General features: G+C 52.1%; 22 protein-coding genes and 2 tRNA genes. 9 read left to right on the top strand and 15 right to left on the bottom strand.

Annotated elements, in window-relative coordinates; genetic code table 11:
- Nucleotides 1-7 precede the first annotated feature (7 nt).
- From oppC to ABIE29_RS07935, 5 genes are all read right to left on the bottom strand, one after another.
- Nucleotides 8-913 (bottom strand): oligopeptide ABC transporter permease OppC, encoded by a 906-nt coding sequence (gene oppC, locus ABIE29_RS07915; RefSeq protein ID WP_021181232.1) that lies wholly within the window; start codon nucleotides 911-913, stop codon nucleotides 8-10.
- A 15-nt stretch (nucleotides 914-928) separates the two neighbouring features.
- A complete protein-coding gene (gene oppB, locus ABIE29_RS07920) occupies nucleotides 929-1,849 on the bottom strand; it encodes an oligopeptide ABC transporter permease OppB (RefSeq protein ID WP_021181231.1) in 921 nt (306 codons plus the stop codon).
- 82 nt (nucleotides 1,850-1,931) lie between these two features.
- Nucleotides 1,932-3,569: an oligopeptide ABC transporter substrate-binding protein OppA gene (gene oppA, locus ABIE29_RS07925; RefSeq protein ID WP_429617796.1), complete on the bottom strand. Its 1,638-nt coding sequence runs from the start codon at nucleotides 3,567-3,569 to the stop codon at nucleotides 1,932-1,934.
- A 152-nt stretch (nucleotides 3,570-3,721) separates the two neighbouring features.
- Nucleotides 3,722-5,359, bottom strand: coding sequence for an ABC transporter substrate-binding protein (locus tag ABIE29_RS07930; protein WP_429617797.1), 1,638 nt, complete (start codon nucleotides 5,357-5,359; stop codon nucleotides 3,722-3,724).
- Between the two features lie 681 nt (nucleotides 5,360-6,040).
- Complete coding sequence (locus tag ABIE29_RS07935) at nucleotides 6,041-6,685, bottom strand: YchE family NAAT transporter (protein WP_021181228.1); 645 nt, start codon at nucleotides 6,683-6,685, stop codon at nucleotides 6,041-6,043.
- Between the two features lie 519 nt (nucleotides 6,686-7,204).
- Here ABIE29_RS07935 and adhE point away from each other — a divergent pair.
- Nucleotides 7,205-9,880 carry a bifunctional acetaldehyde-CoA/alcohol dehydrogenase gene (gene adhE / locus ABIE29_RS07940; RefSeq protein ID WP_429617798.1) on the top strand — a complete coding sequence of 892 codons (2,676 nt, stop codon included), beginning with the start codon at nucleotides 7,205-7,207 and terminating at the stop codon, nucleotides 9,878-9,880.
- 163 nt (nucleotides 9,881-10,043) lie between these two features.
- On the opposite strand, the gene ABIE29_RS07945 is transcribed toward adhE, so the two are convergent.
- Complete coding sequence (locus ABIE29_RS07945) at nucleotides 10,044-10,628, bottom strand: thymidine kinase (protein ID WP_260514739.1); 585 nt, start codon at nucleotides 10,626-10,628, stop codon at nucleotides 10,044-10,046.
- An 869-nt stretch (nucleotides 10,629-11,497) separates the two neighbouring features.
- On the opposite strand from ABIE29_RS07945, the gene hns reads away from it, so the two are divergent.
- A complete protein-coding gene (hns, locus tag ABIE29_RS07950; RefSeq protein WP_024486694.1) occupies nucleotides 11,498-11,905 on the top strand; it encodes a histone-like nucleoid-structuring protein H-NS in 408 nt (135 codons plus the stop codon).
- A gap of 172 nt (nucleotides 11,906-12,077) precedes the next feature.
- On the opposite strand, the gene ABIE29_RS07955 is transcribed toward hns, so the two are convergent.
- The 4 genes from ABIE29_RS07955 to rssA form a co-directional block, all read right to left on the bottom strand.
- A complete protein-coding gene (locus tag ABIE29_RS07955; RefSeq protein WP_429617800.1) occupies nucleotides 12,078-13,088 on the bottom strand; it encodes an NAD-dependent epimerase in 1,011 nt (336 codons plus the stop codon).
- A 9-nt stretch (nucleotides 13,089-13,097) separates the two neighbouring features.
- Nucleotides 13,098-14,441: a UDP-glucose dehydrogenase family protein gene (locus ABIE29_RS07960; protein ID WP_429617801.1), complete on the bottom strand. Its 1,344-nt coding sequence runs from the start codon at nucleotides 14,439-14,441 to the stop codon at nucleotides 13,098-13,100.
- 383 nt (nucleotides 14,442-14,824) lie between these two features.
- Complete coding sequence (rssB, locus tag ABIE29_RS07965) at nucleotides 14,825-15,838, bottom strand: two-component system response regulator RssB (protein WP_429617802.1); 1,014 nt, start codon at nucleotides 15,836-15,838, stop codon at nucleotides 14,825-14,827.
- 105 nt (nucleotides 15,839-15,943) lie between these two features.
- A complete protein-coding gene (gene rssA / locus ABIE29_RS07970; protein WP_429617803.1) occupies nucleotides 15,944-16,855 on the bottom strand; it encodes a patatin-like phospholipase RssA in 912 nt (303 codons plus the stop codon).
- A gap of 147 nt (nucleotides 16,856-17,002) precedes the next feature.
- On the opposite strand from rssA, the gene ABIE29_RS07975 reads away from it, so the two are divergent.
- From ABIE29_RS07975 to ABIE29_RS08005, 7 genes are all read left to right on the top strand, one after another.
- The gene (locus ABIE29_RS07975) at nucleotides 17,003-17,461 is read left to right on the top strand and encodes a YchJ family protein (RefSeq protein WP_429617804.1); all 459 of its coding nucleotides are present in this window, start codon (nucleotides 17,003-17,005) and stop codon (nucleotides 17,459-17,461) included.
- Nucleotides 17,462-17,498: 37 nt separating this feature from the next.
- Entirely contained in the window at nucleotides 17,499-18,347 is an 849-nt protein-coding gene (gene purU, locus ABIE29_RS07980) for a formyltetrahydrofolate deformylase (RefSeq protein ID WP_429617806.1), read from the top strand.
- 212 nt (nucleotides 18,348-18,559) lie between these two features.
- A tRNA-Tyr gene (locus ABIE29_RS07985) sits at nucleotides 18,560-18,644 on the top strand.
- 230 nt (nucleotides 18,645-18,874) lie between these two features.
- A tRNA-Tyr gene (locus ABIE29_RS07990) sits at nucleotides 18,875-18,959 on the top strand.
- A 619-nt stretch (nucleotides 18,960-19,578) separates the two neighbouring features.
- Nucleotides 19,579-20,151 (top strand): TIGR00730 family Rossman fold protein, encoded by a 573-nt coding sequence (locus ABIE29_RS07995; protein WP_429617807.1) that lies wholly within the window; start codon nucleotides 19,579-19,581, stop codon nucleotides 20,149-20,151.
- Nucleotides 20,152-20,256: 105 nt separating this feature from the next.
- Nucleotides 20,257-21,060, top strand: coding sequence for an exodeoxyribonuclease III (xthA, locus tag ABIE29_RS08000; RefSeq protein WP_429617808.1), 804 nt, complete (start codon nucleotides 20,257-20,259; stop codon nucleotides 21,058-21,060).
- A gap of 44 nt (nucleotides 21,061-21,104) precedes the next feature.
- On the top strand, nucleotides 21,105-21,506 hold the full coding sequence (locus tag ABIE29_RS08005; RefSeq protein ID WP_429617809.1) for a pyrimidine (deoxy)nucleoside triphosphate diphosphatase: 402 nt from the start codon (nucleotides 21,105-21,107) through the stop codon (nucleotides 21,504-21,506).
- A 99-nt stretch (nucleotides 21,507-21,605) separates the two neighbouring features.
- Here the strand turns inward: ABIE29_RS08005 and ABIE29_RS08010 are convergent, their stop codons facing one another.
- The 5 genes from ABIE29_RS08010 to ABIE29_RS08030 all read right to left on the bottom strand — a co-directional run bounded on the left by ABIE29_RS08010 (nucleotide 21,606) and on the right by ABIE29_RS08030 (nucleotide 26,694).
- Nucleotides 21,606-21,887 carry a DUF1496 domain-containing protein gene (locus ABIE29_RS08010; RefSeq protein ID WP_024528782.1) on the bottom strand — a complete coding sequence of 94 codons (282 nt, stop codon included), beginning with the start codon at nucleotides 21,885-21,887 and terminating at the stop codon, nucleotides 21,606-21,608.
- Nucleotides 21,884-23,809 carry a DNA topoisomerase III gene (locus tag ABIE29_RS08015; RefSeq protein WP_429617811.1) on the bottom strand — a complete coding sequence of 642 codons (1,926 nt, stop codon included), beginning with the start codon at nucleotides 23,807-23,809 and terminating at the stop codon, nucleotides 21,884-21,886. Before ABIE29_RS08015 ends, ABIE29_RS08010 begins: the two co-directional genes overlap by 4 nt.
- The gene (mnmH, locus tag ABIE29_RS08020) at nucleotides 23,809-24,927 is read right to left on the bottom strand and encodes a tRNA 2-selenouridine(34) synthase MnmH (RefSeq protein WP_429617812.1); all 1,119 of its coding nucleotides are present in this window, start codon (nucleotides 24,925-24,927) and stop codon (nucleotides 23,809-23,811) included. The genes ABIE29_RS08015 and mnmH overlap by 1 nt, the downstream gene beginning before the upstream one ends.
- A complete protein-coding gene (gene selD / locus ABIE29_RS08025; protein ID WP_429617813.1) occupies nucleotides 24,927-25,970 on the bottom strand; it encodes a selenide, water dikinase SelD in 1,044 nt (347 codons plus the stop codon). The genes mnmH and selD overlap by 1 nt, the downstream gene beginning before the upstream one ends.
- A gap of 172 nt (nucleotides 25,971-26,142) precedes the next feature.
- Complete coding sequence (locus ABIE29_RS08030) at nucleotides 26,143-26,694, bottom strand: NAD(P)H nitroreductase (RefSeq protein ID WP_429618070.1); 552 nt, start codon at nucleotides 26,692-26,694, stop codon at nucleotides 26,143-26,145.
- Nucleotides 26,695-26,818: the final 124 nt, after the last annotated feature.

A 26,818-nucleotide genomic window follows, 5' to 3' on the forward strand; every position in this document is an offset into this window, starting at 1 on the left:
GCACTCCTTAACGATCTTTCGGATCGAGGGCATCACGCAGGCCATCGCCGATAAAGTTGAAACAAAACAGAGTGATAACCAGGAAACAGGCTGGGAACAGCAGCAACCACGGTGAGACCTCCATCGAGTTGGCACCATCGCTCAACAATGCGCCCCAACTGCTCAACGGCTCCTGAGTGCCCAGCCCCAGGAAGCTGAGGAAGGATTCAAACAGGATCATGCTCGGCACCAGCAGCGAGGCATACACCACCACCACGCCCAGTACGTTCGGCACGATATGCCGCAGGACGATATTGCGGGTCGATACGCCGCACACCAGCGCCGCTTCGATAAACTCTTTACGCTTAAGGCTGAGCGTCTGCCCGCGCACAATACGCGCCATATCCAGCCACGACACCATGCCGATCGCCACAAAGATCAGCAGGATGTTTTGTCCGAAGAAGGTCACCAGCAGGATCACAAAGAACATGAACGGGAAGGAGTTCAAAATCTCCAGCAAACGCATCATCACCGAGTCGGTCTTGCCGCCCAGATAGCCAGACAGAGAGCCGTATAAGGTGCCCAAGACCACGGCGACCAGCGCTGCGGCTACACCCACCATCAGCGAAATACGCCCACCAATGGCCACACGCACCAGCAGGTCACGCCCTGAGGAATCGGTGCCAAAATAGTGCCCGGACTCCAGGTTAGGCGCAGCGGACATCATTGCCCAATCGGTGTCATCATAAGCAAACTGCGACAGCCAGGGGGCACAGATCACAAACAGGGTGATCAGCGCTAACACAAACAGGCTGGTCACTGCCGCACGGTTATGCATAAAGCGGCGGCGGGCGTCCTGCCATAAACTGCGCCCTTCAACTTCCAGCTGTTCGCTGAAGTTTTCCAGAGCTTCGCTGTTCTTTTTCGTCAACATCTTGCGTGCTCCAGCTTAGTAACGGATTTTCGGATCGATCACGGCATACAGCACATCGACGATCGCGTTAAACAGAATGGTCAAGCCACCGACCAGAATGGTCAGGCTCAGCACCAGCGAATAGTCACGGTTCAATGCACCGTTAACGAACAACTGACCAATTCCCGGCAGGCCGTAGATGGTTTCAATCACCATCGAACCGGTGATAATCCCAACAAACGCTGGCCCCATATACGACAGCACCGGCAGCAACGCAGGTTTTAACGCGTGGCGCAGAATGATGCGACGCATCGGCAAACCTTTGGCGCGGGCGGTACGGATAAAGTTGGAGTGCAGCACCTCAATCATCGAACCGCGGGTGATACGTGCGATGCTGGCGATATAGGCCAGGGACAGCGCCACCATCGGCAGGATCATGAACTTCAGCGCCCCACCGTTCCAGCCCCCACCGGGCAACCACTTCAAGGTAATGGCGAAAATCAGCACCAGTAAGGGGGCGACAACAAAGCTGGGGATCACCACTCCGGTCATGGCGAACCCCATCACCGTATAGTCCCACTTGGTGTTCTGATTCAACGCGGCAATAACCCCTGCGCTCACTCCCAGCACCACCGCCAGAACAAAAGCGGCAAAACCCAGTTTGGCTGAAACGGGGAACGAGGCCTTGACCAGGTCATTAACCGAATAATCTTTGTATTTGAATGAAGGGCCAAAATCGCCTTGCGACAGCTGCACCAAATAGTGCCCGTACTGTTTCCAGATCGGATCGTTAAGGTGATATTTGGCTTCAATGTTGGCCAACACTTCGGGTGGCAGCGCACGTTCACCGGTAAATGGGCTACCGGGTGCGAGGCGCATCATAAAGAAAGAAATGGTGATAAGGATAAATAGTGTCGGGATCGCCTCTAACAAGCGACGAAAGATAAATTTAAGCATTGCCCTAGCCCTGTGCTTCAGCCTGATAACGGCTTATTGTCTTGAAATGGGCCGGCGACCTGTGCCGCCAGCCCTTGCCGCATCAATGTTTGATGATGTACAGGTTTTTGTCGTAAACGTTATCAAGCGGATCTTTGCCAGAGTAACCACCCACGTAAGGTTTCACCAGGCGAGCATTCACATAGTAATAAAGCGGAACGATGGCAGAGTCTTTATCCAGCTGGACTTCCGCTTTCTGATACAGACCGGCACGCTCTTCTTTGGTTTTCGCCGTCAATACGTTGCCCATCAGCTTGTCGAATTCTGCACTCTTATAGTGTGGGGTGTTACTGCTGCTGTCGGAAAGCATCATGTTGAGGAAGGAGCTTGGTTCGTTGTAATCAGCACACCAGCCAGCACGTGACACGTCATAGGTGCCCTGATGGCGGGTATCCAGGAAGGTTTTCCACTCCTGATTCACCAGCTTCACATCCACGCCCAGGTTTTTCTTCCAGATAGACGCAGCGGCAATGGCCAGCTTCTTGTGCAGATCGGAGGTGTTGTACAGCAGCGAGAAGGTCAGCGGTTTACCTGGGCCATAACCGGCTTCAGCCAGCAGTTTCTTGGCTTCTTCGTTACGCTTTTCCTGCGTCCAGCCAAACCACTCTGGCGGGGTCAGCTTGGCACCGTCGGTGTAAGGAGGAGTAAAGCTGTAAGCGGGCAGATCGCCCTGGTTTTTCACCTTGTTGACGATGATATCACGATCCATCCCCAGCTTCAGTGCTTCACGTACACGAGCATCGGTGAACGGCGCTTTCTGGTTGTTGATTTCATAGTAATAGGTACACAGGTATGGATCGACGTGCACTTCGTTCGGGATCTCTTTTTTCAACTTCTGGAACAGTTCGATCGGCATGTTGTTATAGGTCATGTCGATTTCACCGGTGCGGTAGCGGTTGACGTCAGTGACTTCTGAAGCGATCGGCAGGAAGGTGACTTTATTAATGACAGTTTTGGCGTTATCCCAGTATTGCGGGTTACGTTCCAGCACGATACGTTCGTTAACCACCCAGTCTTTCAGCTTGTATGCGCCGTTGCTGACGTAGTTCTGTGGCAGGGTCCACTTCTCGCCAAACTTCTCTACCGCTTCTTTATTCACTGGCTTCATGGCGTAGTGCGGTGTCATTTCTACCAGATACGGAACCGGCTCGGTCAACGTGACCTGGAAGGTATGATCGTCGATGGCCTTTACGCCCAGCGTCGATTTGTCTTTTTTACCCGCGATGATGTCATCCACGTTTTCTACGTGGGCATATTGCAGATAGCTGGCATAAGGAGAGGCGGTTTTCGGATCGACCAAACGTTGCCAGCTATACACGAAATCTTGTGCCGTTACCGGCTCACCGTTCGACCATTTGGCGTCTTTACGCAGATGGAAGGTCCACACTTTAAAATCTTTGTTATCCCAGCTTTCTGCTGCACCCGGCACGACTGAACCATCCAGGCTGTTATTGGCCAACCCTTCCATCAGATCGCGCGTCACGTTGTTTTCAGGCACGCCTTCGATCTTGTGCGGGTCAAGAGATTGTACTTCGGAACCGTTGTTCTTAACGATCTCCTGCTTGTCTGCCAGTTGTACGCCCGCTGGCACATCGGCCGCAAAAGCAGTTCCTGCCGCCGTCAAGCCTAGCGCCGCAATAATGCCTGCTGCCAGCAGGGACTTCTTCGTGATGTTGGTCATGTGTATAAACTCCAGTTTTTATTATCACAACTCCGTCGTGGGAGCTGCGTTGCCCGTTAACCGGGGGTTGCTATGGCTGGACGCCGTGGAACGAAACGGCGCTGCCTTTCCTGTGTATTACCGGCTGCTATCACCGCCGATAACACCCTTCATTACCTTTTGATGAGGTAAAAGTTTTTCAGATCGATATAGTCTTGCGGGTCTTTGCCGGTGAAACCGCCAACCGTAGGTTTGACCAGCCGCGCACTGACCCGATAATAAACCGGGATCAGCGCAGAATCTTTGTCCAGCAAGGTTTCCGCCTGCTGATAAATAGCCCCGCGTGCAGCGGCGTCCGGCGCTTGCAGGGTGCTGGCCATCAGCGCATCGAACGCCGGGCTTTTATAGAAGAAGGTATTATTGCTGCTGTTGGAAAGCAGCATATTCAGAAACGCGCTCGGTTCGTTGTAATCCCCACACCAGGTAGCACGGGCCACATCAAACTGCCCTTCATGACGGCTCTGTAGCGAGGTTTTCCATTCCTGATTTTGCAGTGTGACCTGTGCGCCGAGGTTCTTCTTCCACATCGAGGCGGCGGCAATGGCCTGCTGCTTATTTTGATCGGAGGTGTTGTACAGTAGGGTAAACTTGAGCGGTTTCTCAGCGGTGAACCCGGCCTGTGCCAGCAGTTTCTTCGCTTCTTCGTTGCGTTTTTCCTGCGTCCACCCTGCCCATTCCGGTTGGCTGAAGTTGCCCCCCTCGGTAAAGGTTGGCGTAAAGGTGTAGGCAGGGATTTGACCCTGGCCCATAATCTTGTTGGCAATAATGTCGCGATCCAGCGTCAATTTGACAGCCGCACGCACACGCTCGTCGGTGAACGGCGCACGTTGATTGTTGATTTCATAATAGAAGGTGCACAGGTAAGGGTTAACGTGCAACTGTTCTGGGATCTCGCGCTTCATTTTTGCGTACAGATTTGGCGGGATGGCGCTATTGGTAATATCGATTTCACCACTGCGGTAGCGGTTAATGTCGCTGACCTCGGAGGACAACGGCAGGAAAGTGGCCTGCTCAATCACCGTCTTGCCATTATTCCAGTAGCTCGGGCTGCGTTGGAGCACGATACGTTCGTTCACGACCCACTCGGATAAGCGATATGCACCGTTGCCCACATAGTTCTGTGGCAGTGTCCACTTATCACCAAACTTCTCAACCACGGCCTGCTTCACCGGTTTCATTGAAGTATGGGAAAGCATACTGACAAAATAGGGCACCGGCTCGCTGAGCGTTACCTTCAACGTTTTGTCATCAATGGCGCTGACGCCAAGTGACCGGGCCGGTTTTTTGCCGCCAAGAATAGCGTCAATATTTTCAATTCTGGCGTATTGCAGGTAGCTGGCATAAGGAGAGCCGGTCTTGGGATCCGCCAGGCGCTGCCAGCTGTAAACGAAATCCTGCGCGGTCACCGGCGAACCATCACTCCATACCGCCCCTGGACGCAGGTGGAAGGTCCACGTCTGGTAATCGGTATTTTCCCAGCTTTCCGCTACCGCTGGGGCCAAATGGCCATTGGCATCGGTGCTGACCAACCCTTCCAGCAGGTTGAGGATAATATTGCTTTCAGGCGTTCCTTCGACCTTATGCGGATCCAGTGAAGCGACTTCCGAACCGTTGTTGATCACCATGCGCTGAAGTGGCGCCAATTGCACACCGGCCGGAACCTCTACGGCCTGCAGGTTTTGGCTGGCGATCATCCCCAACACGGCGGCGATGATAACGGCCAACGGTTGATGCTTCGTGGTTTGCGGCATAGTACGGGCTCCTTTTCACTGCTAAGCAATAATTGTGAAATAGTTATCAAGCAGGCTAAATAAACGGATACCAGCAAAAATCATTCCTGTCTGGCGCGCCAAAGATAAGATTCTTCCTTCTGACAAGTTGCTCGGAAATTAGCAGAAGCAAAAATTCATAGCCAATAATTTTTACAGAAATGTTAAGAATTTCTCTTTTATCATCCCATAGCCATACAGACACCTAGCCTTTCCACCCGTTGGAGCTGGTGTTAATTATATGATTTTAATAGATAAATTATAACAACACTGTTAAGCTTTTTGACTGGGATAAAAAACACCACTCAAAAGAAACATTCCGTTAACAAAAATGCCGTTCAGAGAATAAACACCTGCCTATGCGTGGTTAATCACTAATAACACCTGTGTGAAACGGAGACAAGCCCTACAGAATGATGTGATTAAATTAACAACAGTTTTACCCGTTAGGGAGACAAAAAAACCGTCACGCGGATTTTAAAAGTGGAGAAAATAACATCTTGGTGCTTTATCGGCCGATAAAGTGAGATTTGTGCCACAGGGTTGGGCAAATAGAATGAAAAGCAGGCAGGTTATGCACTTTAATAATGCATTGGCTGAGAATATTTGAAAAATTAAAAATAACTTAAGCCGCAAACAGGATTATCCGCGGCTTTTTTAAGGTTATAACAACCCGGGGAAAATGGCTTTGATCCCAGTGACAATAAATTCAATCCCCAGTGCCATCAACAACAGCCCCATGATACGGGTAATGACGTTGATGCCGGTTTGCCCCAGCAGACGCACCAGCAGCGGAGCTGCCCGGAACAATAGCCAACAACAGAAAGCGAACAAGGCGATTGCCACGGTGAAACCTAACAGGTTCTGCCAGCTGTGGTAACGAGAACTCCAGACGATGGTGGAACTGATGGCACCCGGCCCGGCCATCAGCGGCAGCGCCAAGGGAACGACCCCGATGCTTTCGCGGATCGCGCTCTCTGACTTTTCCTGTTTGTTCTGCTTGTCTTCACCCAGTTTGCCACTGATCATCGACATGGCGATAGTCACCACCAGGATGCCGCCGGCAATACGGAAAGAATCGATGGAAATACCGAACATACGCAATATACCCTCGCCCAGGAACAGCGAGGTCCACAGAATAATCGCCACCGACAGGTTAGCCGTCAGGTTGGTTTTGTTACGCCCGACCTCAGCCTGATAGCTGGTCATGCTGATAAACACCGGCAGAATACCTACCGGGTTGACCAGCGCAAACAGGCCCACAAAGAACTTGATGTAGCCGGAAAAATCCAACAGAGATTGGCCCACGAAAAACTCCGCATAAATAGCTGTAAAAAGAGACACTGCCGATGCGCGCTAATGTAATGGAATTGCGCCAGCTAATCCATCCACTCAGACAGCATTTTTCCCTACCCCAACATAATGTTACAAAGCAATTCGCTATTGTTAATGCTTTGTGTGTTGCTTGCTGTTATTAAGTATCATCTCATCCTTCGCCAAATGCCTTGTTGATAATCACTCTCAACAAACGCCAGCTGAAAGGTGTCAGCATGCGTTTTTTATGATGTACATCACAAAAAATCTACTCAGGAATAGTTAAGCTCTTAGTCGTAGTCAAAAGGTAGCACGAAGTAGAGATACCGATTTCTGTCTCGCTTGCCTACTACCACTTGCACTTGGTAAAGCTCTTTAAGTAAATCAGCAGTATGGGTCGCTAACTGCGGGAAAAGTCTCATGATTTAACGGACGCCTTCCTGACAGATGTCTATACTAGTTCCTCGAACGGCTTATTTACTGAAAGAGTTTAACATTTATCAGGAGAGCATCATGGCTGTAACGAATGTCGCTGAATTGAACGAGCTTGTTGCACGTGTCAAAAAAGCCCAGCGCGAATATGCCAACTTCTCACAAGAGCAAGTTGATAAGATCTTCCGCGCCGCTGCCCTCGCCGCCGCAGATGCCCGTATTCCTCTGGCTAAAATGGCCGTTGAAGAATCAGGTATGGGTATCGTTGAAGACAAAGTCATCAAAAACCACTTCGCTTCTGAATACATCTATAACGCCTATAAAGACGAAAAGACCTGCGGGATCCTCTCCGAAGATGAAACTTTCGGTACCATCACCATTGCAGAGCCAATTGGCCTGATTTGCGGTATCGTGCCAACCACCAACCCAACTTCTACCGCGATCTTCAAAGCGCTGATCAGCCTGAAAACCCGTAACGGCATTATCTTCTCTCCGCACCCACGTGCCAAGAACGCTACCAACAAAGCCGCAGATATCGTGTTGCAGGCTGCTATTGCTGCTGGCGCCCCGAAAGACATCATCGGTTGGATCGACCAGCCAACGGTGGAACTGTCCAATCAGTTGATGCATCATCCAGACATCAACCTGATCCTGGCAACCGGTGGCCCAGGCATGGTTAAAGCCGCTTACAGCTCTGGTAAACCTGCTATCGGCGTTGGTGCCGGTAACACTCCGGTGGTGGTTGACGAAACTGCCGACATCAAGCGCGTCGTTGCCTCCATCCTGATGTCAAAAACCTTCGACAGCGGTGTGATCTGTGCGTCTGAACAGTCCGTGATCGTGGTTGATTCCGCATACGATGCTGTGCGCGCACGCTTCGCTTCACACGGCGGCTACATGCTGCAGGGCAAAGAGCTGAAAGCCGTTCAGGACATCATCCTGAAAAACGGTGGCCTGAACGCCGCTATCGTTGGCCAGTCAGCACCAAAAATCGCTGAAATGGCCGGTATCAAAGTGCCAGCCAACACCAAAATCCTGATCGGTGAAGTGAAACTGGTTGACGAATCAGAGCCGTTTGCTCACGAAAAACTGTCACCTACCCTGGCGATGTACCGTGCCAAAGACTTTGAGGACGCCGTCAGTAAAGCCGAGAAACTGGTCGCCATGGGCGGTATCGGTCACACCTCTTGTCTGTACACCGATCAAGATAACCAGACTGCACGTGTAGAGTATTTTGGCGACAAAATGAAAACCGCACGTATTCTGATCAACACCCCGGCTTCTCAGGGTGGTATCGGTGACCTGTACAACTTTAAACTCGCTCCGTCACTGACGTTGGGCTGCGGTTCCTGGGGGGGTAACTCCATCTCTGAAAACGTCGGTCCAAAACATTTGATCAACAAGAAAACTGTAGCGAAGCGAGCAGAAAACATGTTGTGGCACAAACTTCCTAAATCAATCTACTTCCGCCGTGGTTCTCTGCCAATCGCGCTGGAAGAAGTGGCTACCGACGGGGCAAAACGCGCCTTCATCGTTACCGACCGCTACCTGTTCAATAACGGCTATGCCGATCAGATCACCAAAGTTCTCAAATCGCACGGTATTGAAACTGAAGTGTTCTTTGAGGTTGAAGCTGACCCAACGCTGAGCATCGTACGTAAAGGTGCCGAGCAGATGAACTCCTTCAAACCAGACGTGATCATCGCTCTGGGTGGTGGTTCACCAATGGACGCTGCGAAAATCATGTGGGTGCTGTACGAACATCCTGAAACCCATTTCGAAGATCTGGCGCTGCGCTTTATGGACATCCGCAAGCGTATCTACAAGTTCCCGAAAATGGGCGTGAAAGCGAAAATGATCGCCGTCACCACCACTTCAGGTACCGGTTCAGAAGTCACGCCGTTTGCGGTTGTGACCGATGACGCCACCGGCCAGAAATACCCACTGGCTGACTATGCACTGACCCCGGACATGGCGATTGTCGATGCCAACCTGGTGATGAACATGCCTAAATCCCTGTGCGCCTTCGGCGGTCTGGATGCGGTCACTCACGCCCTGGAAGCCTACGTTTCCGTACTGGCCAACGAATATTCAGACGGCCAGGCATTGCAAGCGCTGAAACTGCTGAAAGAATATCTGCCAGCCAGCTATCACGAAGGGGCCAAAAACCCGGTTGCTCGTGAGCGTGTGCACAACGCCGCCACCATCGCCGGTATCGCGTTTGCCAACGCCTTCCTGGGTGTTTGTCACTCAATGGCCCACAAACTGGGTTCTGAGTTCCACATCCCGCACGGTTTGGCCAATGCCTTGTTGATCGCTAACGTTATCCGTTATAACGCCAACGACAACCCGACCAAGCAGACCGCATTCAGCCAGTATGACCGTCCTCAGGCACGTCGTCGCTACGCAGAGATCGCGGACCACCTCGGTCTGAGCGCTGCCGGTGACCGTACGGCACAGAAGATCGAAAAACTGCTGAAGTGGCTGGACGAAATCAAGGCCGATTTGGGTATCCCAACCTCGATCCGCGAGGCTGGCGTACAAGAAGCCGACTTCCTGGCCAAGGTCGACAAACTGTCTGAAGATGCATTTGATGACCAATGTACCGGTGCCAACCCACGTTATCCGCTGATTGCCGAACTCAAGCAAATCTTGATGGATACCTTCTACGGTCGCGAATTCAGCGAAGCGACTGAAGAAGAGAAGGTAGTTGCAGCACCTGTTGCAGCCAAAGCGGAAAAAAAGTCCAAGAAATAACCGTTCTCTGAATGGTCAAAACCCGCCGAATGGCGGGTTTTTTTATGCGCGGGATAAACTGCACTCAACGAGCACCACGCAACTTTGACAACAATACCTGCTTACCTAAAGGGTAGCATCCAAAAACGCCGCATAGGCCTTCTGCTGCGCTTCTGGCACAATATCACTCTGGAACCTTGATCGCTTCCTTGTAGTGCTTGCGGCATACCGAAACATAGCTTTCGTTACCCCCGATCACCACCTGCTCCCCCATATGCATCGCCTTGCCATCTTCCCCCAGACGCAGCACCATATTGGCTTTACGCCCGCAATGACAAATGGTCTTCAATTCAACCAGTTTATCGGCCCAGGCCAGCAGATGATGGCTGCCAACAAACAGCTCCCCTAGAAAATCCGTGCGTAAGCCATAACACAGCACCGGAATATCCAGTTGGTCGACCACCTCGCAAAGTTCTTCAACCTGTTCTTTGGTCAGGAACTGGCTTTCATCCACCAGCACGCAATGCACGGGCTGCTGCTGATGCTCCTGATTAATCATGGCGTACAGTTGAGTGGCGTTATTATAAAGCTGTGCTTGCGACGACAACCCAATCCGCGAACTCACTTTGCCCACGCCGAAGCGGTGGTCGATCTCCGCGGTGAACACCAGTGTGCGCATACCACGTTCTTGATAATTATATGAAGATTGTAACAGTGCCGTCGACTTCCCCGCATTCATAGCGGAATAATAAAAATAAAGCTGAGCCATGTGGCCGCGACTCCAATGGTTTAAAATATATACCCTAAGACTTTCTGGTTATAGCCTAGCCCCCCGCGGACTCCCCCTCTGATCTTGCTGGCGCGCTACACTGCGCCCTTGCCAATCAGGGCGAATATATTCGCCCCTGGTTGATGAGTCTGTTGCGGTTAACAACGCTGCGGCCTGAGAGACGACGGGTATATACTGTCGGAAGGTGCAGGTTGACAGTGTAGCATAGACCGTGGCCAGACTCAGCAAGCGGGTAGACATTATCTCGGTCTAAGAAAATAGCCATCAGCCAAGTTTCATGTGAAACATTTTACATGCGCAATGCACACTTTTACATCTATTTACAGATTGCTGTGGTTTATCAAGCACAATTAATTATTGTTAATGATTAACTAAACTCATTAATGCTCAAACGGATATGTCCTGCTAGCGAGCAACCTGCCCCCACCCGCTGGCAATGCAATTAAATGTGTTTTGAGCGATGGCGGCCCGGTTAATTGGAACACTTAACAACTTACTCTCTCCTGACGGACTGTTTACCACTATACCCCCATTCTTTACAGTACTAGTCCTTTTGGGGAAGTGATTATGGACACAAATCCTTCCCGATACTGTTATAGCGTATAATTATGTCAAGCTGACAAAAATGACTTTAAGCTCGGTGATTATGCCTTCCGGTTGGACAATTTGGCTTAAAAACCGGGCAGGATAAAAGCCTACTTCCCCTATGTTATTAGTCGGACAGTTCTCAATATCGGTTTCTTAAAGATAAATTTAGTCACTCTTTCAATTTGGCTATTGCAGAAAAGAAAGGAGCACTCTATTATTATCGTCACGCCCCCCCACCAATATAATTTGAGACTAGAACAATGAGCGAAGCATTGAAGATTTTGAACAACATCCGTACTCTACGCGCACAGGCAAGAGAATGCAGCCTGGAAACGCTGGAAGAGATGCTGGAGAAGCTGGAAGTTGTTGTTAACGAACGCCGCGAAGAAGACAGCCAGGCTCAAGCAGAAATTGAAGAGCGCACTCGTAAACTGCAACAATACCGCGAAATGCTGATTGCAGACGGTATTGATCCAAACGAACTGCTGCAAACTATGGCTGCTACCAAAGCCGCTGGTAAAGCAAAGCGTGCTGCACGCCCAGCTAAATACCACTATAAAGACGAAAACGGCGAAATGAAAACCTGGACTGGCCAGGGCCGTACTCCAGCCGTGATTAAAAAAGCTATCGAAGAGCAAGGCAAATCCCTGGACGATTTCCTGCTGTAATAGCATTTTAGTTGCCTTCAGAAGGCTCCCTATGGGAGCCTTTTTGCTTTCCAACCACGGTAATCAATCACCTTGACCTCCACGTGCGTTATCCCGTCTGACTAGCAAAATTCTGATGTACAGGAAAAGAAAAAGGAGCCGAAGCCCCTTATTTTACCCGTCTATCATTCGGTTACTGAACGTTATAAAACGCCCGATACCAATCAACAAACCGTTTAACCCCTTCATCAACGCTGGTCCCAGGTTTAAACGCGATAGTCTGGTACAACTCCTCGGTATCCGCGCTGGTATCCAAAACGTCACCTGGCTGCATCGGCAGCATATTTTTGTGCGCCGTGATGCCTAACGCAGCCTCCAGAGCATGAATATACTCCATTAACTTAACAGGGCTACTGTTGCCGATATTATAGACATGGTAAGGCGCAGAACTGCTGGCTGGAGACCCTTGTTCCACCGTCCAATTGGCATTGGGTTGAGGAACAATGGCCTGCAAGCGCACTACCGCCTCGGCAATGTCATCAATGTAAGTAAAGTCACGATGCATCTCACCATGGTTATATACATCAATGCTCTCACCGGCCAATATCGCCTTGGTGAATTTAAACAGCGCCATGTCAGGACGCCCCCAAGGGCCATATACGGTGAAAAAGCGCAGGCCGGTGGTTGGCAGACCATATAAATGCGAGTAGCTGTGCGACATAAGCTCATTGGCTTTCTTCGTCGCCGCATACAGGGATATTGGGTGATCGACCGAGTCATCCGTCGAAAACGGCAGCTTGCGATTCAGGCCATAAACCGAACTGGAAGACGCGTACAGCAAATGCCCAACCTTATTATGCCGACACCCTTCAAGAATGTTCAAATGGCCAATCAGGTTGGAATCCGCATAAGCCAAGGGGTGCTCCAGCGAATAACGCACCCCGGCCTGGGCGCCAAGGTGAATGACCCGCTCAAACTGATGTTCAGCGAACAGCTCGGCAATTCCATTGCGATCGGCCAAATCCAGTTTGATAAACTGAAATGCTGGCTGATTAGCCAGCCTGTCGAGTCGTGCCTGTTTCAGGCTGACAGCGTAATAATCATTCAGGTTGTCAATACCGACAACCTGATGCCCCATGGCTAGCAGGCGCTCCGTTACGTGATAACCAATAAACCCTGCCGTACCTGTTACCAGGAATTTCATACTCACCTCTTAAATGACCGGCTTAATCGATGCGCCGCGACCAATACCATAATAAGTAAAGCCGCGAGCTTGCAGACGTTCTGGATCAAACAGGTTACGGCCATCAAAAATAACGGGCTGCTTCAAGGACGCCTTAATCACATCAAAATCCGGAGCGCGGAAGCTCTGCCATTCGGTACAGATCACCAACGCGTCGGCTCCCTGTAACGCCGCTTCTTTGGTACCCATCAGTTTCAGATCGGCGCGTTGCCCATAGATACGCTGTGCTTCGGCCATGGCTTCCGGGTCATAGGCTTGCACGCTGGCGCCTAACTCCCACAGCGTCTCCATCAGCACACGACTGGAAGCTTCACGCATATCGTCGGTATTAGGTTTAAACGCCAGGCCCCACAGCGCGAAGGTTTTCCCTTTTACATCATTAGCAAAATGATGCTTGATGAACTGGGTCAGCTTATATTTCTGCTGGTTGTTCACCTGCTCTACCGCCTGCAACAGTTTTGGTTGATAACCGATATGCTCAGCGGTACGGATTAGCGCCTGAACGTCTTTCGGGAAACAGGAGCCGCCATAGCCGCAGCCTGGGTAAATGAAGTGATAGCCAATACGTGAATCCGAACCGATCCCCTGACGCACTTTTTCAATGTCCGCACCCAGCATCTCTGCCAGATTGGAGATTTCGTTCATAAAGCTGATTTTGGTCGCCAGCATGCAGTTGGCGGCATACTTGGTCAGCTCTGCGCTGCGGATATCCATCAGGATCATGCGGTCGTGATTGCGGTTGAACGGTTCATACAGCTCACGCAGCGGCTCGATGACGTCTTTGTTGTCGGTGCCCAGTACGATACGCTCAGGGCGCATACAATCGGCAACGGCGGCCCCTTCCTTGAGGAACTCAGGGTTGGAGACAACATCAAACGCCACGTCGCTGCCGCGCTTGCGCAACGTCTCGGTCATCACTTCGCGAACTTTATCAGCGGTACCTACCGGTACGGTTGACTTATCGATCACCACTTTGCGGTCTGTCATATGTTCGGCGATGGTGCGTGCCACGGCGGTGACATATTTCAGATCGGCAGAACCATCTTCGTCCGGTGGCGTTCCGACGGCGATAAACTGGATAGCGCCATGAGCAACGCCGGCTTTCGCATCGGTAGCGAAATGTAGACGACCAGCTTCATAGTTTTGCTGTACCAACGAGGTCAGGCCCGGTTCAAAGATCGGAATATTGCCTTTTTTGAGATTTTCGACCTTCTGCTCATCGATGTCGATACACATGACATCATGACCCACGTCAGCCAATACGGCTGCCTGTACCAGGCCAACATAGCCAATACCGAAAACGGTTACTTTCATCGGGAAGTCCTAATTTTCAAATTTAACAAAATGTTATCAAGCTACTTCTGTTTGTCTGCCACCTCAGGTAGCAGCCAAACCAGCAATTCTTTACCCGGATTGGGTGGTCTTTTCGTCTCGACACGCTATGGGTCAAAGCGCTCACAAACGGGCCTATCACCCGCAAATGGCTACTGAGGTCCTGACGAACCAAGCGGCTCTATTTTCGTGCTCAAATTACGCACTTACTCCGCCATACGAAAAACCCTCAAAGTATACCAGCTTAAATCCGCCGAGTATTACCCCAAGCTCAAATAGCAATAAATTAAGACAACTACCTATGAAAACAACGGTGATAGAGAATAAGAATAAACGGAGGCAATTGTGGGAGTTCCATTGATGATTTATTCAACACTCAGCATCAGACGTAACCGGCCGCCGCTACCCCAGACCTGGCACTGCCAGGCATCACAGCGTTGGCTAATTTGATTCATGTAAGTGGTGCCAAGCGTTCCCAAGGGGACACCATTAGCTAATTGAATCAGGTTATCCCCTGTATTTACATTGGCATGCAAACCAGCAGAAGCCAGCACCAGATTCTTATATTCGGCATGATAATAGCCCACCAACAGCGGAAATTGTCCTTCCAACTTGCCTTGGCGCAATAATTGGTTAACTTGTTTTAACAATGCAGACATTTGCGGCAGGCGATGCTGTTGATTGGCTAAATGATCTTGCAGTAAGCCGTTGAATAACGCACGCAATAGCAAGGCAGCCATCACGCCATTATCTCCCGCACGGGTGACATCAAGGCAATAAAACGCCAGATCTTTATCCGACAGCGCAGCGATATCCAGCACCAACCCCGGATTTTCGCTGGTAGTTAATTGCCGATAATTAATACGGCAACCGGCAATAGACTGCTGCACTGGTGGTTGTAACTGCTTGAGTAATCTCACGGCCTCGGAGGGGTTTTGGCTTAAAGCCTGCCAATCCTGGATCAACTCGGCCTCTTCGATCGCCTGCGAAGTAAACATATTAGGATAGAGGCAAGCCAGTACCACTTCACGCAGCCGATTGAGATCGCTCAATGGTTTCAGCAGCACATCCTGTACGCCGAGCCGCAACACCTTGGCGATATCCGCCATTTTATCGGTCGCCGAAATCACCAATACCGGGATCTTTATCCCTTGCAAACGCAGATGCTCAACAAACTCGATGCCGTCCATTTCCGGCATGGCGAGGTCGCACAGGATCAGATCGGGAGCGAACTCTTCAACCGCACTCAACGCCAAAAGGCCATTGGCCGCCTCGCTGGTATGCGCTCCCAAGGATGCAAGATAACCTACAAGCACAGAACGGAAAACCTGCTCGTCCTCAACGATTAAGATGCGCTTGTTTATCAGTGGTAATGCCATCGACCCAGCCTCTTCCCTTTTGATGTTGTAATAGTGGCTCATAATGAGCACTTGTGCTTGTCGAAAACACGCCCGATAGCATCATTCCACCCTAACAAATGGTAATCATTTATTTTTTATCAATGGTGCCAAAACATCTATCTGTTTTTCGACCGCCAAACAGCCTGCCTCTATCGCCTCGCTGGCCCGATGAAAATCCAGGGTGGATATTTGGGGACAATACGGTTGGATCAGCACGTCCGGCGGGTCGCTGGCCATACGGGTTCGCTTCACCCGATTCTCCAGCATCTGAATCGAAGCGCTCATGATCTCCATCGCCGTGGGGGTGAAAGTGGTTTTCTTCAGCATCATTTTATTCATGCGTTCCCGCAGGCGGTCGCGCCAGTTGTTGGCATCGCTAATGCCTGTTTCACTCTGCTCGCCAGTGTCATTACGTACCGAAAACAGATCCTGCTGCATCAGATGCGCATCATGTTGCAAATCCACGGCGATCACGATGTCTGCCCCCATCGCCCTGGCCAATGAAATAGGGACCGGGTTGACCAAGGCGCCATCCACCAACCAATACCCGTCAAACCAGACCGGTGCCAACAAGCCCGGCATACTGCAGGAAGCACGAATGGCTTGCTGGATATCCCCCTTGGTCATCCACAGTTCGCGGCCGGTACTGAGGTTGGTGGTCACCGCACCAAATTTCAGTGAGCAGTCGGTAAAGTCGTTAATTTTCAGCAATTGGCCGACGACGTTAAATACGCGTTCACCGCGTAATAATCCACCGCGCTGCCAGGAGAGATCCATCAGCCTGATCACGTCCCAGTAGCTGAATGAGCGTACCCACTTCTCCATCGCTGGTAACCGGTGGCTGGCAAACGCCGCCCCGACCAGTGCTCCCACGGAACATCCTGCAACAATATCTGCTTCGATACCCAGCTTACGCAGTGCGTTAATCACGCCGATATGCGCCCATCCCTTGGCGGCCCCGGCCCCTAATGCCAACCCGATTTTAATTTTCCGCATGCTTCGCCTATCCTTTGCACAGTGAATTCACTCAGCCCAATCGTAGGGTACATTGTCATCAACGAATGATGTTAGGTAACATATGCGTTAAATTCATTTTAGCTGCGGCTATACATCACGCAGGCTAACCACTGAGAGGCGATATTTTTGACTGAGCGATGCCCCTGCGGCAGCGGGCTGGACTACAGCGCTTGCTGTGCGCCCTATATAACAGGTACTCAATACGCCATGTCGCCGGGCATATTAATGCGTTCGAGATATTCCGCCTATGTAAAACGGGATGTGGATTATCTTATTGCGACCTGGCACCCAGACTGCAATCCCGAAGAGTGGCGCAGCGCCATCAGCGGCAGTTTTGGCAATACCGAATGGCTTGGGCTGACGGTAGTAGCGGAAACCGCCGGCAATAGCGCCGATGAGGGGTTCGTTGAATTCATAGCCCGATCGCGCGATGGGGAAAGCGCGAGTGCCATGCATGAGCGTTCCCGCTTCCTTCGTCTTGATCAACGCTGGTACTATATCGACGGAACCAAACCTCAACCGGGCAGAAATACCGTTTGCCCCTGCGGTTCAGGCAAAAAATATAAAAAGTGCTGCGGGCAATAAGCCTGCGGGTTAAGAATCAGACGGAAGCGACACACTCATGCCACAGCAAAACGTACAAAGAAAAATTTTACGCACCATCTGCCCCGATGCCAAAGGGCTGATTGCCAAGATCACCAACATTTGTTACAAGCACGAATTGAACATTGTGCAGAACAATGAGTTTGTCGATCACCTCACCGGTCGTTTCTTTATGCGTACCGAGTTGGAAGGGATCTTCAATGACTCGACCTTGTTGGCCGATCTGGACGGCGCGTTACCGGATGGTTCAGTGCGCGAGCTGCACAGCGCAGGCCGCCGCCGCATTGTGGTGCTGGTTACCAAAGAAGCCCACTGCCTGGGCGATCTGCTGATGAAAAGCGCCTATGGCGGACTGGACGTTGAGATTGCCGCCGTCATTGGCAACCACACCACGTTGCAGACGCTGGTTGAACGTTTTGACATTCCGTTCCATCTGGTCAGCCACGAGGGGCTGACGCGTGAGCAGCATGATCAACAGATGATCGCTCAAATCGACCAATACCAACCGGATTACGTAGTATTGGCCAAGTATATGCGCGTACTCACCCCGGCTTTCGTTCAGCATTACCCGAACCAGGTGATCAATATTCACCATTCGTTCCTGCCAGCCTTTATCGGTGCACGCCCTTATCACCAGGCTTATGAGCGTGGCGTGAAGATCATCGGGGCAACGGCGCACTACGTGAACGACAGCCTGGATGAAGGCCCAATTATCATGCAGGACGTTATTCATGTCGATCACACCTATTCGGCAGAAGATATGATGCGTGCCGGGCGTGACGTGGAGAAAAACGTACTTAGCCGCGCACTGTATCATGTGTTGGCTCAACGCGTGTTCGTCTACGGTAATCGCACGGTGATCCTGTAATTGCTTAAGAAAGCGGTGTCTTTCGTTCACGGAAGCACCGCTGAGAATAAAAAAGCGACAAACAATTCATTTTCTGCATTTCAATGCTTTACACAAGCGCTTCATTTGATATGATGCGCCCCGCTTACCGAGACAGACGTTTCGCTAGCAATTATGTAGTACCGAGGGATCTAGCCGATTCCCAGTAAATAGTAGTGAACCATGAGCATCATGGTGGGGTTCCCGAGCGGCCAAAGGGAGCAGACTGTAAATCTGCCGTCACAGACTTCGAAGGTTCGAATCCTTCCCCCACCACCATCTCCGCCTCGACCACTAAAATGAAATGTTGTTCAGAGTTTCATTTAGCACTGAGGAGGAAGGATGAGAAGCTTCAACCAAGGTTCGAGTCCACATCGTGGACAACGCGCTTGCGCGGTAATCCTTCCCACTACCATCATATGGTGAAGCGGTTACGGACTGACGAACACTACAAAACAAAAATGGAAATCTAGCCGATTTCTTGCCAGAAAAAAATCCATGAATACCATGGTGGGGTTCCCGAGCGGCCAAAGGGAGCAGACTGTAAATCTGCCGTCACAGACTTCGAAGGTTCGAATCCTTCCCCCACCACCATCTCTCTATACAACTCCCAGTTTCAAATCATCATCTCATTCCCATTTACCACCGAATTGGGAAGGATGAGAAGCTTCGACCAAGGTTCGAGTCCACGCAGTGGACAACGCGCTTGCGCGGTCATCCTCCCCACCACCATCTCTTTATATACCTCCCACACTTTAAATCATCACTCCACTCCCATGTACCACCGAATTGGGAAGGATGAGAAGCTTCGACCAAGGTTCGAGTCCACGTAGTGGACAACGCGCTTGCGCGGTCATCCTCCCCACCACCATCCTTGTATCCCCATCACAGACTAAATATTTCCGTCGTATCAGCATGCATCACCGAATCAAATAGCTGCTCCTCATTGTGATTCCGGTGGAAGTCATACAGAACGCCGACACACCGTAAACCCATCCCTGGGGGCTCGAAATCGCGCATCCCTGCGCTCAACGGTCGACTAACCTGCAATGACTCCCACCGGACGTCGCGGTATAAAACACTATTACTCAGACAACCAGTCTCGCCTGTACAAAGCCATCCTCCCCACCACCATTGCAATACCAATTCCCCCTTGAACTCCCGCCAACAATTCGCTATACCACTGGCTTCGTTAAAGCAGCAAGGGAAAGTCATGCGTAACAACATTTGTATCTTTTGTGGTGCCAGCGAGGGCAATAATCCGGCCTATGTCGAAAACGCACGTCAACTAGGCCATCTGCTTGCCACCCAAGGGCGGCGTCTGGTGTATGGCGGTGGTAAGAAAGGGTTAATGGGCGTGGTTGCCGATGCAGTTCTAGAGGCCGGTGGTGAAGCAATCGGCATCATTCCCCAACGGCTGGTCGAGGCGGAAACGGCTCACCGCGGCCTGACCGAATTGGAAATCGTCCCCGACATGCACACCCGTAAAGCGCGGATGGCCGAGCTGGCCGACGGCTTTATTGCTCTGCCTGGCGGTATCGGTACGCTGGAAGAGCTGTTCGAAATCTGGACCTGGGGGCAGATCGGCTATCACAGCAAGCCGGTCGGGTTACTGGATATTAACGAGTTTTACCACCCGCTAAGCCAGTTTTTACAGCACGTCGCCGACCAAGGCTTTATGCGGCATGATTATCTCAAGACCCTGCATATCAGCGATTCTCCAGCAGCCTTAATCCAGCTGTTTGATGACTATCAGCCACAGAATTACGACCGCTGGGCAAAATAACCCCTGGCCGCCAGCCAGCGGCAAACCGCCGCTGGTCCGCGTTACATTTTCGGCCAAACTCTGCTACTATCTGAACACATTTATTCGGATAAAACGGCAGCGCTCATGAAGTTTGTTTCTTTTAATATCAATGGACTGCGTGCACGTCCGCATCAGCTGGCAGCAATTATTGAACAGCATCAGCCGGATGTGATCGGCCTGCAGGAAACCAAAGTCCACGACGATATGTTCCCGCTGGAAGAAGTCAGCCAACACGGCTATCACGTGTTCTATCATGGGCAGAAAGGCCATTACGGCGTCGCGTTGCTGACTAAAGATCAACCTCTTGCCGTACGCCGCGGTTTCCCTACTGATGAAGAAGATGCGCAGCGTCGTATCATCATGGCCGACCTGGCAACGCCACAAGGCACATTGACGGTGATTAATGGTTACTTCCCGCAAGGAGAAAGCCGCGACCACCCTATCAAATTCCCGGCCAAAACCCGCTTCTATCAAGACCTGCAAAATTATCTGCAACAACTGCCGGCAGAATCGCAGGTATTGATCATGGGCGATATGAACATCAGCCCAAGCGATCTGGACATCGGCATTGGTGAAGAAAGCCGCAAACGTTGGTTGCGCACGGGTAAGTGCTCCTTCCTACCGGAAGAGCGTGAGTGGATGGGCCGCCTGCTGGACTGGGGGCTGGTAGATACCTACCGTCATGCCAACCCTGAGCGTAACGATGAGTTCTCATGGTTTGACTATCGTTCGCGCGGTTTTGATGAAAACCGTGGCCTGCGCATCGATCTGCTGTTGGCTAGCACCTCATTGGCTGCGCGCTGTACCGCCACCGGCATTGATTATCAGATCCGCGGTATGGAGAAACCCTCAGACCATGCTCCCGTCTGGGCCGAGTTCACACTGTAATCTCCCAGCCCCGATACACGTCGGGGCAATATTGAATACTCGCTATGAAAATCATTGATGTCGTTGCCGCCATTATCGAACAAGACGGCAAAATCCTGCTCGCCCAGCGCGATAGCAGCAGCGATCAGGCTGGCCTATGGGAGTTTCCCGGCGGTAAAGTCGAAATGGCTGAGAGCCAGCCCCAGGCGCTCACACGTGAACTGAGGGAAGAGTTGGGCATTATCGCCAAAGTGGGGAGCTTTGTGGCCAGCAATCAGTGGCCGCAAAAGGAAAGAATTATCCGGCTACATGCCTGGCAGGTTGTCTCCTTTAGCGGGGAATTACAGCGGCATTGCCATAGTGCATTTGCTTGGGTTACGCCCGAGCAGGCCAGAGATTACCCGCTAGCCCCCGCCGATATTCCCCTGTTGGAAAGCTATACCCGATTATTATCCCCCTCGCCCTAACTCTCCTTTAGTGAGAGGGAGCTGTAATGGTGCCGTTGTCAGGAATTGAAATCAATTGGTGGCACGGTTAAGGTGAGTACAGAGGTCAGGCTGTTGCTATCACCGCTTGAGGCGGATCCAGATTAACGGATTGGTGCCCGTTACGTTAGGGTCACGCGCGCATTGCATCATCTCGTCACCCACTTTCAGCAGCGCACCTTCAGAATAGTTTTGATTCTGATAAATGCAGCAACGATTGCAGGGCGGCGGCGTTGTCGTGGTACGTGCGGTACCCCATATTTCAGGGGAAACCGGCACGACGACATCGACATTGCCGCGATTGGCCAATACGCCAGTGGAAAACAGTGCCAAACAACCAATCAACAAGGGTATGCGGCTCATTCACTTTTCTCCCGTGCCTTACCGGCACTTTTTTTACGCTTTTTCGCCCCGGCTGACGGTGCAGGCGATAAGCCACGAAACGCTATACTGGCCCGGCTCTGCTTGGCCTGATAGATCAACTGCTGCAGTGTACCCTCCAACGGCTGCATAAAATCCTGATAACGGCAGGATTTTTCGCTGATTTGCGTCAACGTTGACTCCCACTGCGCCGTCATATCAGGGCGTGCCGCCAGGTCTGGCAATGAATGGATCAATGCCCGTCCGGTTTCGCTGGAATGAATATAGCGCCCTTTCTTGTAGAGAAACGCCCGCTTGAATAGCAGCTCGATAATGCCTGCGCGCGTTGCCTCTGTCCCTAAACCATCGGTCGCTCGCAGGATTTTCTTTAGCGCTTTATCCTGCACGAAACGCGCAATCCCGGTCATGGCCGACAACAGGCTGGCATCAGTAAAGGGCCTCGGCGGTTGAGTCTGGCGTTCAACCACTTCGCCACGCTCGCACAACAACTCATCGTCTTTGGCGACAACGGGCAGAGGTGCACCTTCGTTTTCCTCATCACGCTCTTTGCTACCCAGCAAGGTTCGCCAGCCCGCCTCAGCCAGGAAACGCGCCTTGGCGATAAACTTGCCGCCAGCGATATCCAGCTCGATGACGCACTTGCGGAACATCGCATCCGGGCAGAACTGCATCAGATATTGTCGGGCCACCAAACCATAAACGTTGAGTTCATCCTGGCTCAGACTGGCCTTGCTGGCACGCGCCGTGGGAATAATCGCGTGGTGAGCATCGACCTTTTTGTCGTCCCAGCAGCGGTTACGGCGTTCGCTATCGATTATCGGCTGTGGATAGAGATCCGGCTGATGGACGCTGATAGCGTTCAACACGGCATGACGCCCGGCAAAGTGCTCCTCTGGCAGATAACGGCAGTCAGAACGCGGATAAGTAATCAGCTTGTGGGTTTCATACAACCGTTGGCAAACGTCCAACACCTGCTGGGCGCTGAGGTTAAAGCGTTTCGATGCCTCAATCTGCAGCGTGGAAAGGGAAAACGGTAGTGGAGCAGTATCCGATTCCCGTTTATCGTTATACGAGGTGACCAGCGCCGGTGCGCCTTCGATGCGTTTAACTACGTGTTCGGCCAACGGCCGGTGCAGTAAACGCCCCTCCTCATCCTGATAAGGTTCACAAGACTCACTCGGTTGCCACAGGGCGACAAAGCGCTCTTCCTTGGGCGTGACGATGTGCGCTTTCACCTCAAAGAAGTCTTTCGCGACGAAGTTTTCGATCTCTTCATCGCGCCGCACCACCAGCCCCAACACTGGCGTCTGTACCCGCCCCACCGACAACACGCCGTCGTAGCCCGCGTTACGCCCTAGCAGCGTATAAGCCCGGGTCATGTTGATGCCGTAAAGCCAGTCGGCACGCGCACGCGCCAACGCAGAAACGCATAGCGGGATAAAATCACGGTTATCACGCAGGCGCTGTACCGCACGCTCCACCGCCTGTGGGTTGAGATCGTTAATCAGGCAACGTCGCACGTTCTGGCGTTTTTCCTGCGTCAGTGCCAGATAATCCAGCACCTCATCCACCAGCAACTGCCCTTCCCGATCCGGGTCACCCGCGTGGATCACTTCGTCGGCCTCTGCCAGCAGCTTTTTGATCGCGTTCAACTGTTTGCTGACCGAAGGACGCGGCTGCAATAGCCACTTCTGCGGGATTATTGGCAAGTCGGCCAACGACCAGCGCGCGTAACGGCTGTCGTAAGCATCCGGCTGCGCCTGCTCCAACAGGTGCCCAACGCACCAGGTCACCACATCGTTGCTGCCACAGGCAATAAAGCCGTCACCCCGACGATGGGGTTTGGGTAGGACATCAGCAATGGCGCGGGCCAAACTCGGTTTTTCGGCTATAAACAGTCGCATTATTCACCGTTATTCTGGCTATACGTCATCAGGAACTCTCTGACTTCCACGTAATTACCGCGAAAGATCACACGTTGGGTTTTCTTCTCTAGTTGATAGCGATACATCGGGTCGTAATAGTGCTGCAACAGCGGTACCAGCCATTGCTGATGCGCTTCGCTTTGGCCACTGAGCCGTTGCACTTGCAGCGCCGATCCCAGACGCACCGTCAACTGCTGGAACAGTTCCAGCCCCAGGCGGCGGCGGATGGCAAACAGGCCATGATGCAGATATTCATCATATTGCCGCCAGCCATCTTGCTCGCCATAAGCTTGCTCAAAGGCAATGCGCATCCGGTCGATGTACTCATCTTGCAGGCGTGCCACACGCACATCAAACGGATCGTCAATCACCACCAGAGCAGCCTGCTGCATGCCATTGAACAAGCTTAAAGGCAGATTGGTAGAACCGATAATCCGGCTTTCATCTTCTAACACCCAATGGCGGCAACCAGCATGCTGTTTTTTCAGCATGCGTATGGCCAGATGATTTTCGAAATCTATCTGGGTAGGCTGTTTCACCAGCGTACGGCCAAAGGAGGAGCCACGATGATGGGCGATCCCTTCCAGATCGATACCGGCCGCCAATTCATTAATCAGCAGCGTCTTGCCGCAGCCGGTATTACCGCCAACGATCAGCATAGGCAACGCAGCGGCGGCCTCAAGCGCACCGAGCAGAAAATTGCGCAACGCCTTATAGCCACCCACCACACGCGGATAATCAACGCCAGCCTCAAGCAGCCACTGTTGCACCAATTGCGAACGTAGACCACCGCGGAAACAGTAGATATAACCTTCTGGCTGCCGCGCACACTGTTCGATCCAGGCTTGCGTGCGCTGCTCTCGCAGTTTACCGTTGACCAGGCTGTGTCCAAGGGCAATCGCTGCTTGTTGACCATGCTGCTTGTAGCAGGTGCCCACCGCCTGACGTTCACTGTCGCTCATCAGCGGCAGGTTAACTGAACAGGGGAATGCCCCCTGCGTAAACTCTATCGGCGCGCGCACGTCAATCAGCGGCACATCCTGTAGAAAAAGGCGCTGGTAGTCTTGCGTATCCTGTCGAGTCTGCACCGTTGACACTAGACAACCTCGATCAGTGGTTTACCCGCCTGTGCGGCCTGCAATTCACCAATCGCGTTCAGCGTGATGCCATGTCGGGCTGCTATCGCCTGCACCTCGGCTTCGGCTTCCGGCAAGACCGCCAGCAGCAAACCGCCAGAGGTTTGCGGATCGCACAGCAATTGACGTTGCAGATCGCTCATAGCGCCCACCAGATGACCATAGCTTTCAAAGTTACGCCCGGTACCTCCCGGCACGCAGCCTTCGCTGATATAACGTTCGACATCCGGCAGTTTCGGCACGCATTCGAACCATACGGTTGCCTGCAGATCGGAACCCTGGCACATCTCGCTAAGGTGACCAAGCAGGCCAAAGCCGGTGACATCGGTCATCGCCGTTACGCCTGCCACTTCGGCAAAGTCCGCCCCAGGCTTGTTCAACTGGCACATGACCTCAGTAGCCAAGCCTTGGTGTTCGGCCAGCAGTTTGCTTTTCTTCTCTGCGGTGGTCAGTACGCCAATGCCCAGCGGTTTGGTCAGGAATAGCTTGGTGCCTGCCTGCGCCGCACTGTTTTTCTTCACCAGTTCGGTTTTGACGATGCCGGTCACGGCCAAGCCAAAAATCGGCTCTGGAGCATCGATCGAATGGCCACCCGCCAATGCAATCCCCGCCTGCTGGCAAGCATAGCGGCCACCGTCGATCACCTGTTGGGCAACCTCTGCGGGTAATTTGGCAATCGGCCAGCCGAGAATGGCAATCGCCATGATTGGCTTACCGCCCATGGCATACACGTCGCTGATGGCATTGGCTGCCGCAATACGGCCAAAATCAAACGGATCGTCGACGATCGGCATAAAGAAATCGGTGGTGCTGATGATGCCCACGCCGTTACCGATGTCATACACAGCGGCATCATCACGCGTTTCATTACCCACCAACAGATGGGGATCGATAAACTTTTCCTGCTCGCTATGCAGTATCGTTTCAAGCACTTTGGGCGAGATTTTACAGCCGCAGCCAGCGCCGTGGCTGTACTGGGTCAAACGAATGGCCGACGATGTCATAGTCCACTCCCTCTGGGTAACAAACGAATGTAAGGATATCACAATGGGATATAGGGTAGCGCTTGCCGAGGGGATTGATAAGAGCAGGTTGGCATTATGCGTGCGACCTGCTCAGAAACAGTACAAAACTGCGGGTTATCGCGCATTCTCGAGCGAGTTCCCGCATGGCGGATCAGAAGTAGCGGACGAAAGGTGTACTGTCTGGAGCGACCACTTTAGTGGAACCTTTTAACTGCGGCGTACCCAGATAGAGGAAACCGACGATCTCGTCCTGCTCACGGCAGGCGAAGGCTTCGCGCACCAACGGATGCTCTGTCCAGGCACCGCTGCGCCAGATGCCATTAAAGCCTTGCGCCAAGGCGGCCATTTGCATCGCCTGCACGGCGCAACCAGCAGAGACAACCTGCTCCCAGCGAGGCACTTTCGGGTTTTCACTGCAATGAGCAACCACTGTGATAATCAGTGGCGCACGAAAAGGTGCCTGTTTGGCCTTTTCCACCGCACTCTCATCCAGCTCATCGTGTCTGGCGGCCGCTTGCAGTAATTCACTGAAGCGTTGCAGACCCTGATCCTCGATCAGGATAAAACGCCACGGCTGTAACGTCCCGTGATCCGGTGCGCGCAGCCCTGCGTTGATGATATTCTGACGCACTTCACCTGTGGGTGCCGGGGCGGTCAGGCGTGACGCAGAACGGCGATTGAGTAAAAGATCCAGTGCATCCATCATTAACTCCTGATAACAATTTTCGTATAAATCACGTTAACATAGCTCTACATAGAGTTACAGCCTCTGTAATACTGCCTATACCCGTTGCCATTCAAGCTGCATGGGGATAAATGGCAGGTGA

It is taken from the genome of Serratia sp. 2723, assembly GCF_050434425.1.
Lineage (GTDB): Bacteria > Pseudomonadota > Gammaproteobacteria > Enterobacterales > Enterobacteriaceae > Chania.

What these genes read in the sequence shown, in the direction of transcription:
- oppC (WP_021181232.1), bottom strand. Translation starts at nt 913, where the DNA reads ATGTTGACGAAAAAGAACAGCGAAGCTCTGGAAAACTTCAGCGAACAG.
- oppB (WP_021181231.1), bottom strand. Translation starts at nt 1,849, where the DNA reads ATGCTTAAATTTATCTTTCGTCGCTTGTTAGAGGCGATCCCGACACTA.
- oppA (WP_429617796.1), bottom strand. Translation starts at nt 3,569, where the DNA reads ATGACCAACATCACGAAGAAGTCCCTGCTGGCAGCAGGCATTATTGCG.
- ABIE29_RS07930 (WP_429617797.1), bottom strand. Translation starts at nt 5,359, where the DNA reads ATGCCGCAAACCACGAAGCATCAACCGTTGGCCGTTATCATCGCCGCC.
- adhE (WP_429617798.1), top strand. Translation starts at nt 7,205, where the DNA reads ATGGCTGTAACGAATGTCGCTGAATTGAACGAGCTTGTTGCACGTGTC.
- ABIE29_RS07945 (WP_260514739.1), bottom strand. Translation starts at nt 10,628, where the DNA reads ATGGCTCAGCTTTATTTTTATTATTCCGCTATGAATGCGGGGAAGTCG.
- hns (WP_024486694.1), top strand. Translation starts at nt 11,498, where the DNA reads ATGAGCGAAGCATTGAAGATTTTGAACAACATCCGTACTCTACGCGCA.
- ABIE29_RS07955 (WP_429617800.1), bottom strand. Translation starts at nt 13,088, where the DNA reads ATGAAATTCCTGGTAACAGGTACGGCAGGGTTTATTGGTTATCACGTA.
- ABIE29_RS07960 (WP_429617801.1), bottom strand. Translation starts at nt 14,441, where the DNA reads ATGAAAGTAACCGTTTTCGGTATTGGCTATGTTGGCCTGGTACAGGCA.
- rssB (WP_429617802.1), bottom strand. Translation starts at nt 15,838, where the DNA reads ATGGCATTACCACTGATAAACAAGCGCATCTTAATCGTTGAGGACGAG.
- rssA (WP_429617803.1), bottom strand. Translation starts at nt 16,855, where the DNA reads ATGCGGAAAATTAAAATCGGGTTGGCATTAGGGGCCGGGGCCGCCAAG.
- purU (WP_429617806.1), top strand. Translation starts at nt 17,499, where the DNA reads ATGCCACAGCAAAACGTACAAAGAAAAATTTTACGCACCATCTGCCCC.
- ABIE29_RS07995 (WP_429617807.1), top strand. Translation starts at nt 19,579, where the DNA reads ATGCGTAACAACATTTGTATCTTTTGTGGTGCCAGCGAGGGCAATAAT.
- xthA (WP_429617808.1), top strand. Translation starts at nt 20,257, where the DNA reads ATGAAGTTTGTTTCTTTTAATATCAATGGACTGCGTGCACGTCCGCAT.
- ABIE29_RS08005 (WP_429617809.1), top strand. Translation starts at nt 21,105, where the DNA reads ATGAAAATCATTGATGTCGTTGCCGCCATTATCGAACAAGACGGCAAA.
- ABIE29_RS08010 (WP_024528782.1), bottom strand. Translation starts at nt 21,887, where the DNA reads ATGAGCCGCATACCCTTGTTGATTGGTTGTTTGGCACTGTTTTCCACT.
- ABIE29_RS08015 (WP_429617811.1), bottom strand. Translation starts at nt 23,809, where the DNA reads ATGCGACTGTTTATAGCCGAAAAACCGAGTTTGGCCCGCGCCATTGCT.
- selD (WP_429617813.1), bottom strand. Translation starts at nt 25,970, where the DNA reads ATGACATCGTCGGCCATTCGTTTGACCCAGTACAGCCACGGCGCTGGC.
- ABIE29_RS08030 (WP_429618070.1), bottom strand. Translation starts at nt 26,694, where the DNA reads ATGGATGCACTGGATCTTTTACTCAATCGCCGTTCTGCGTCACGCCTG.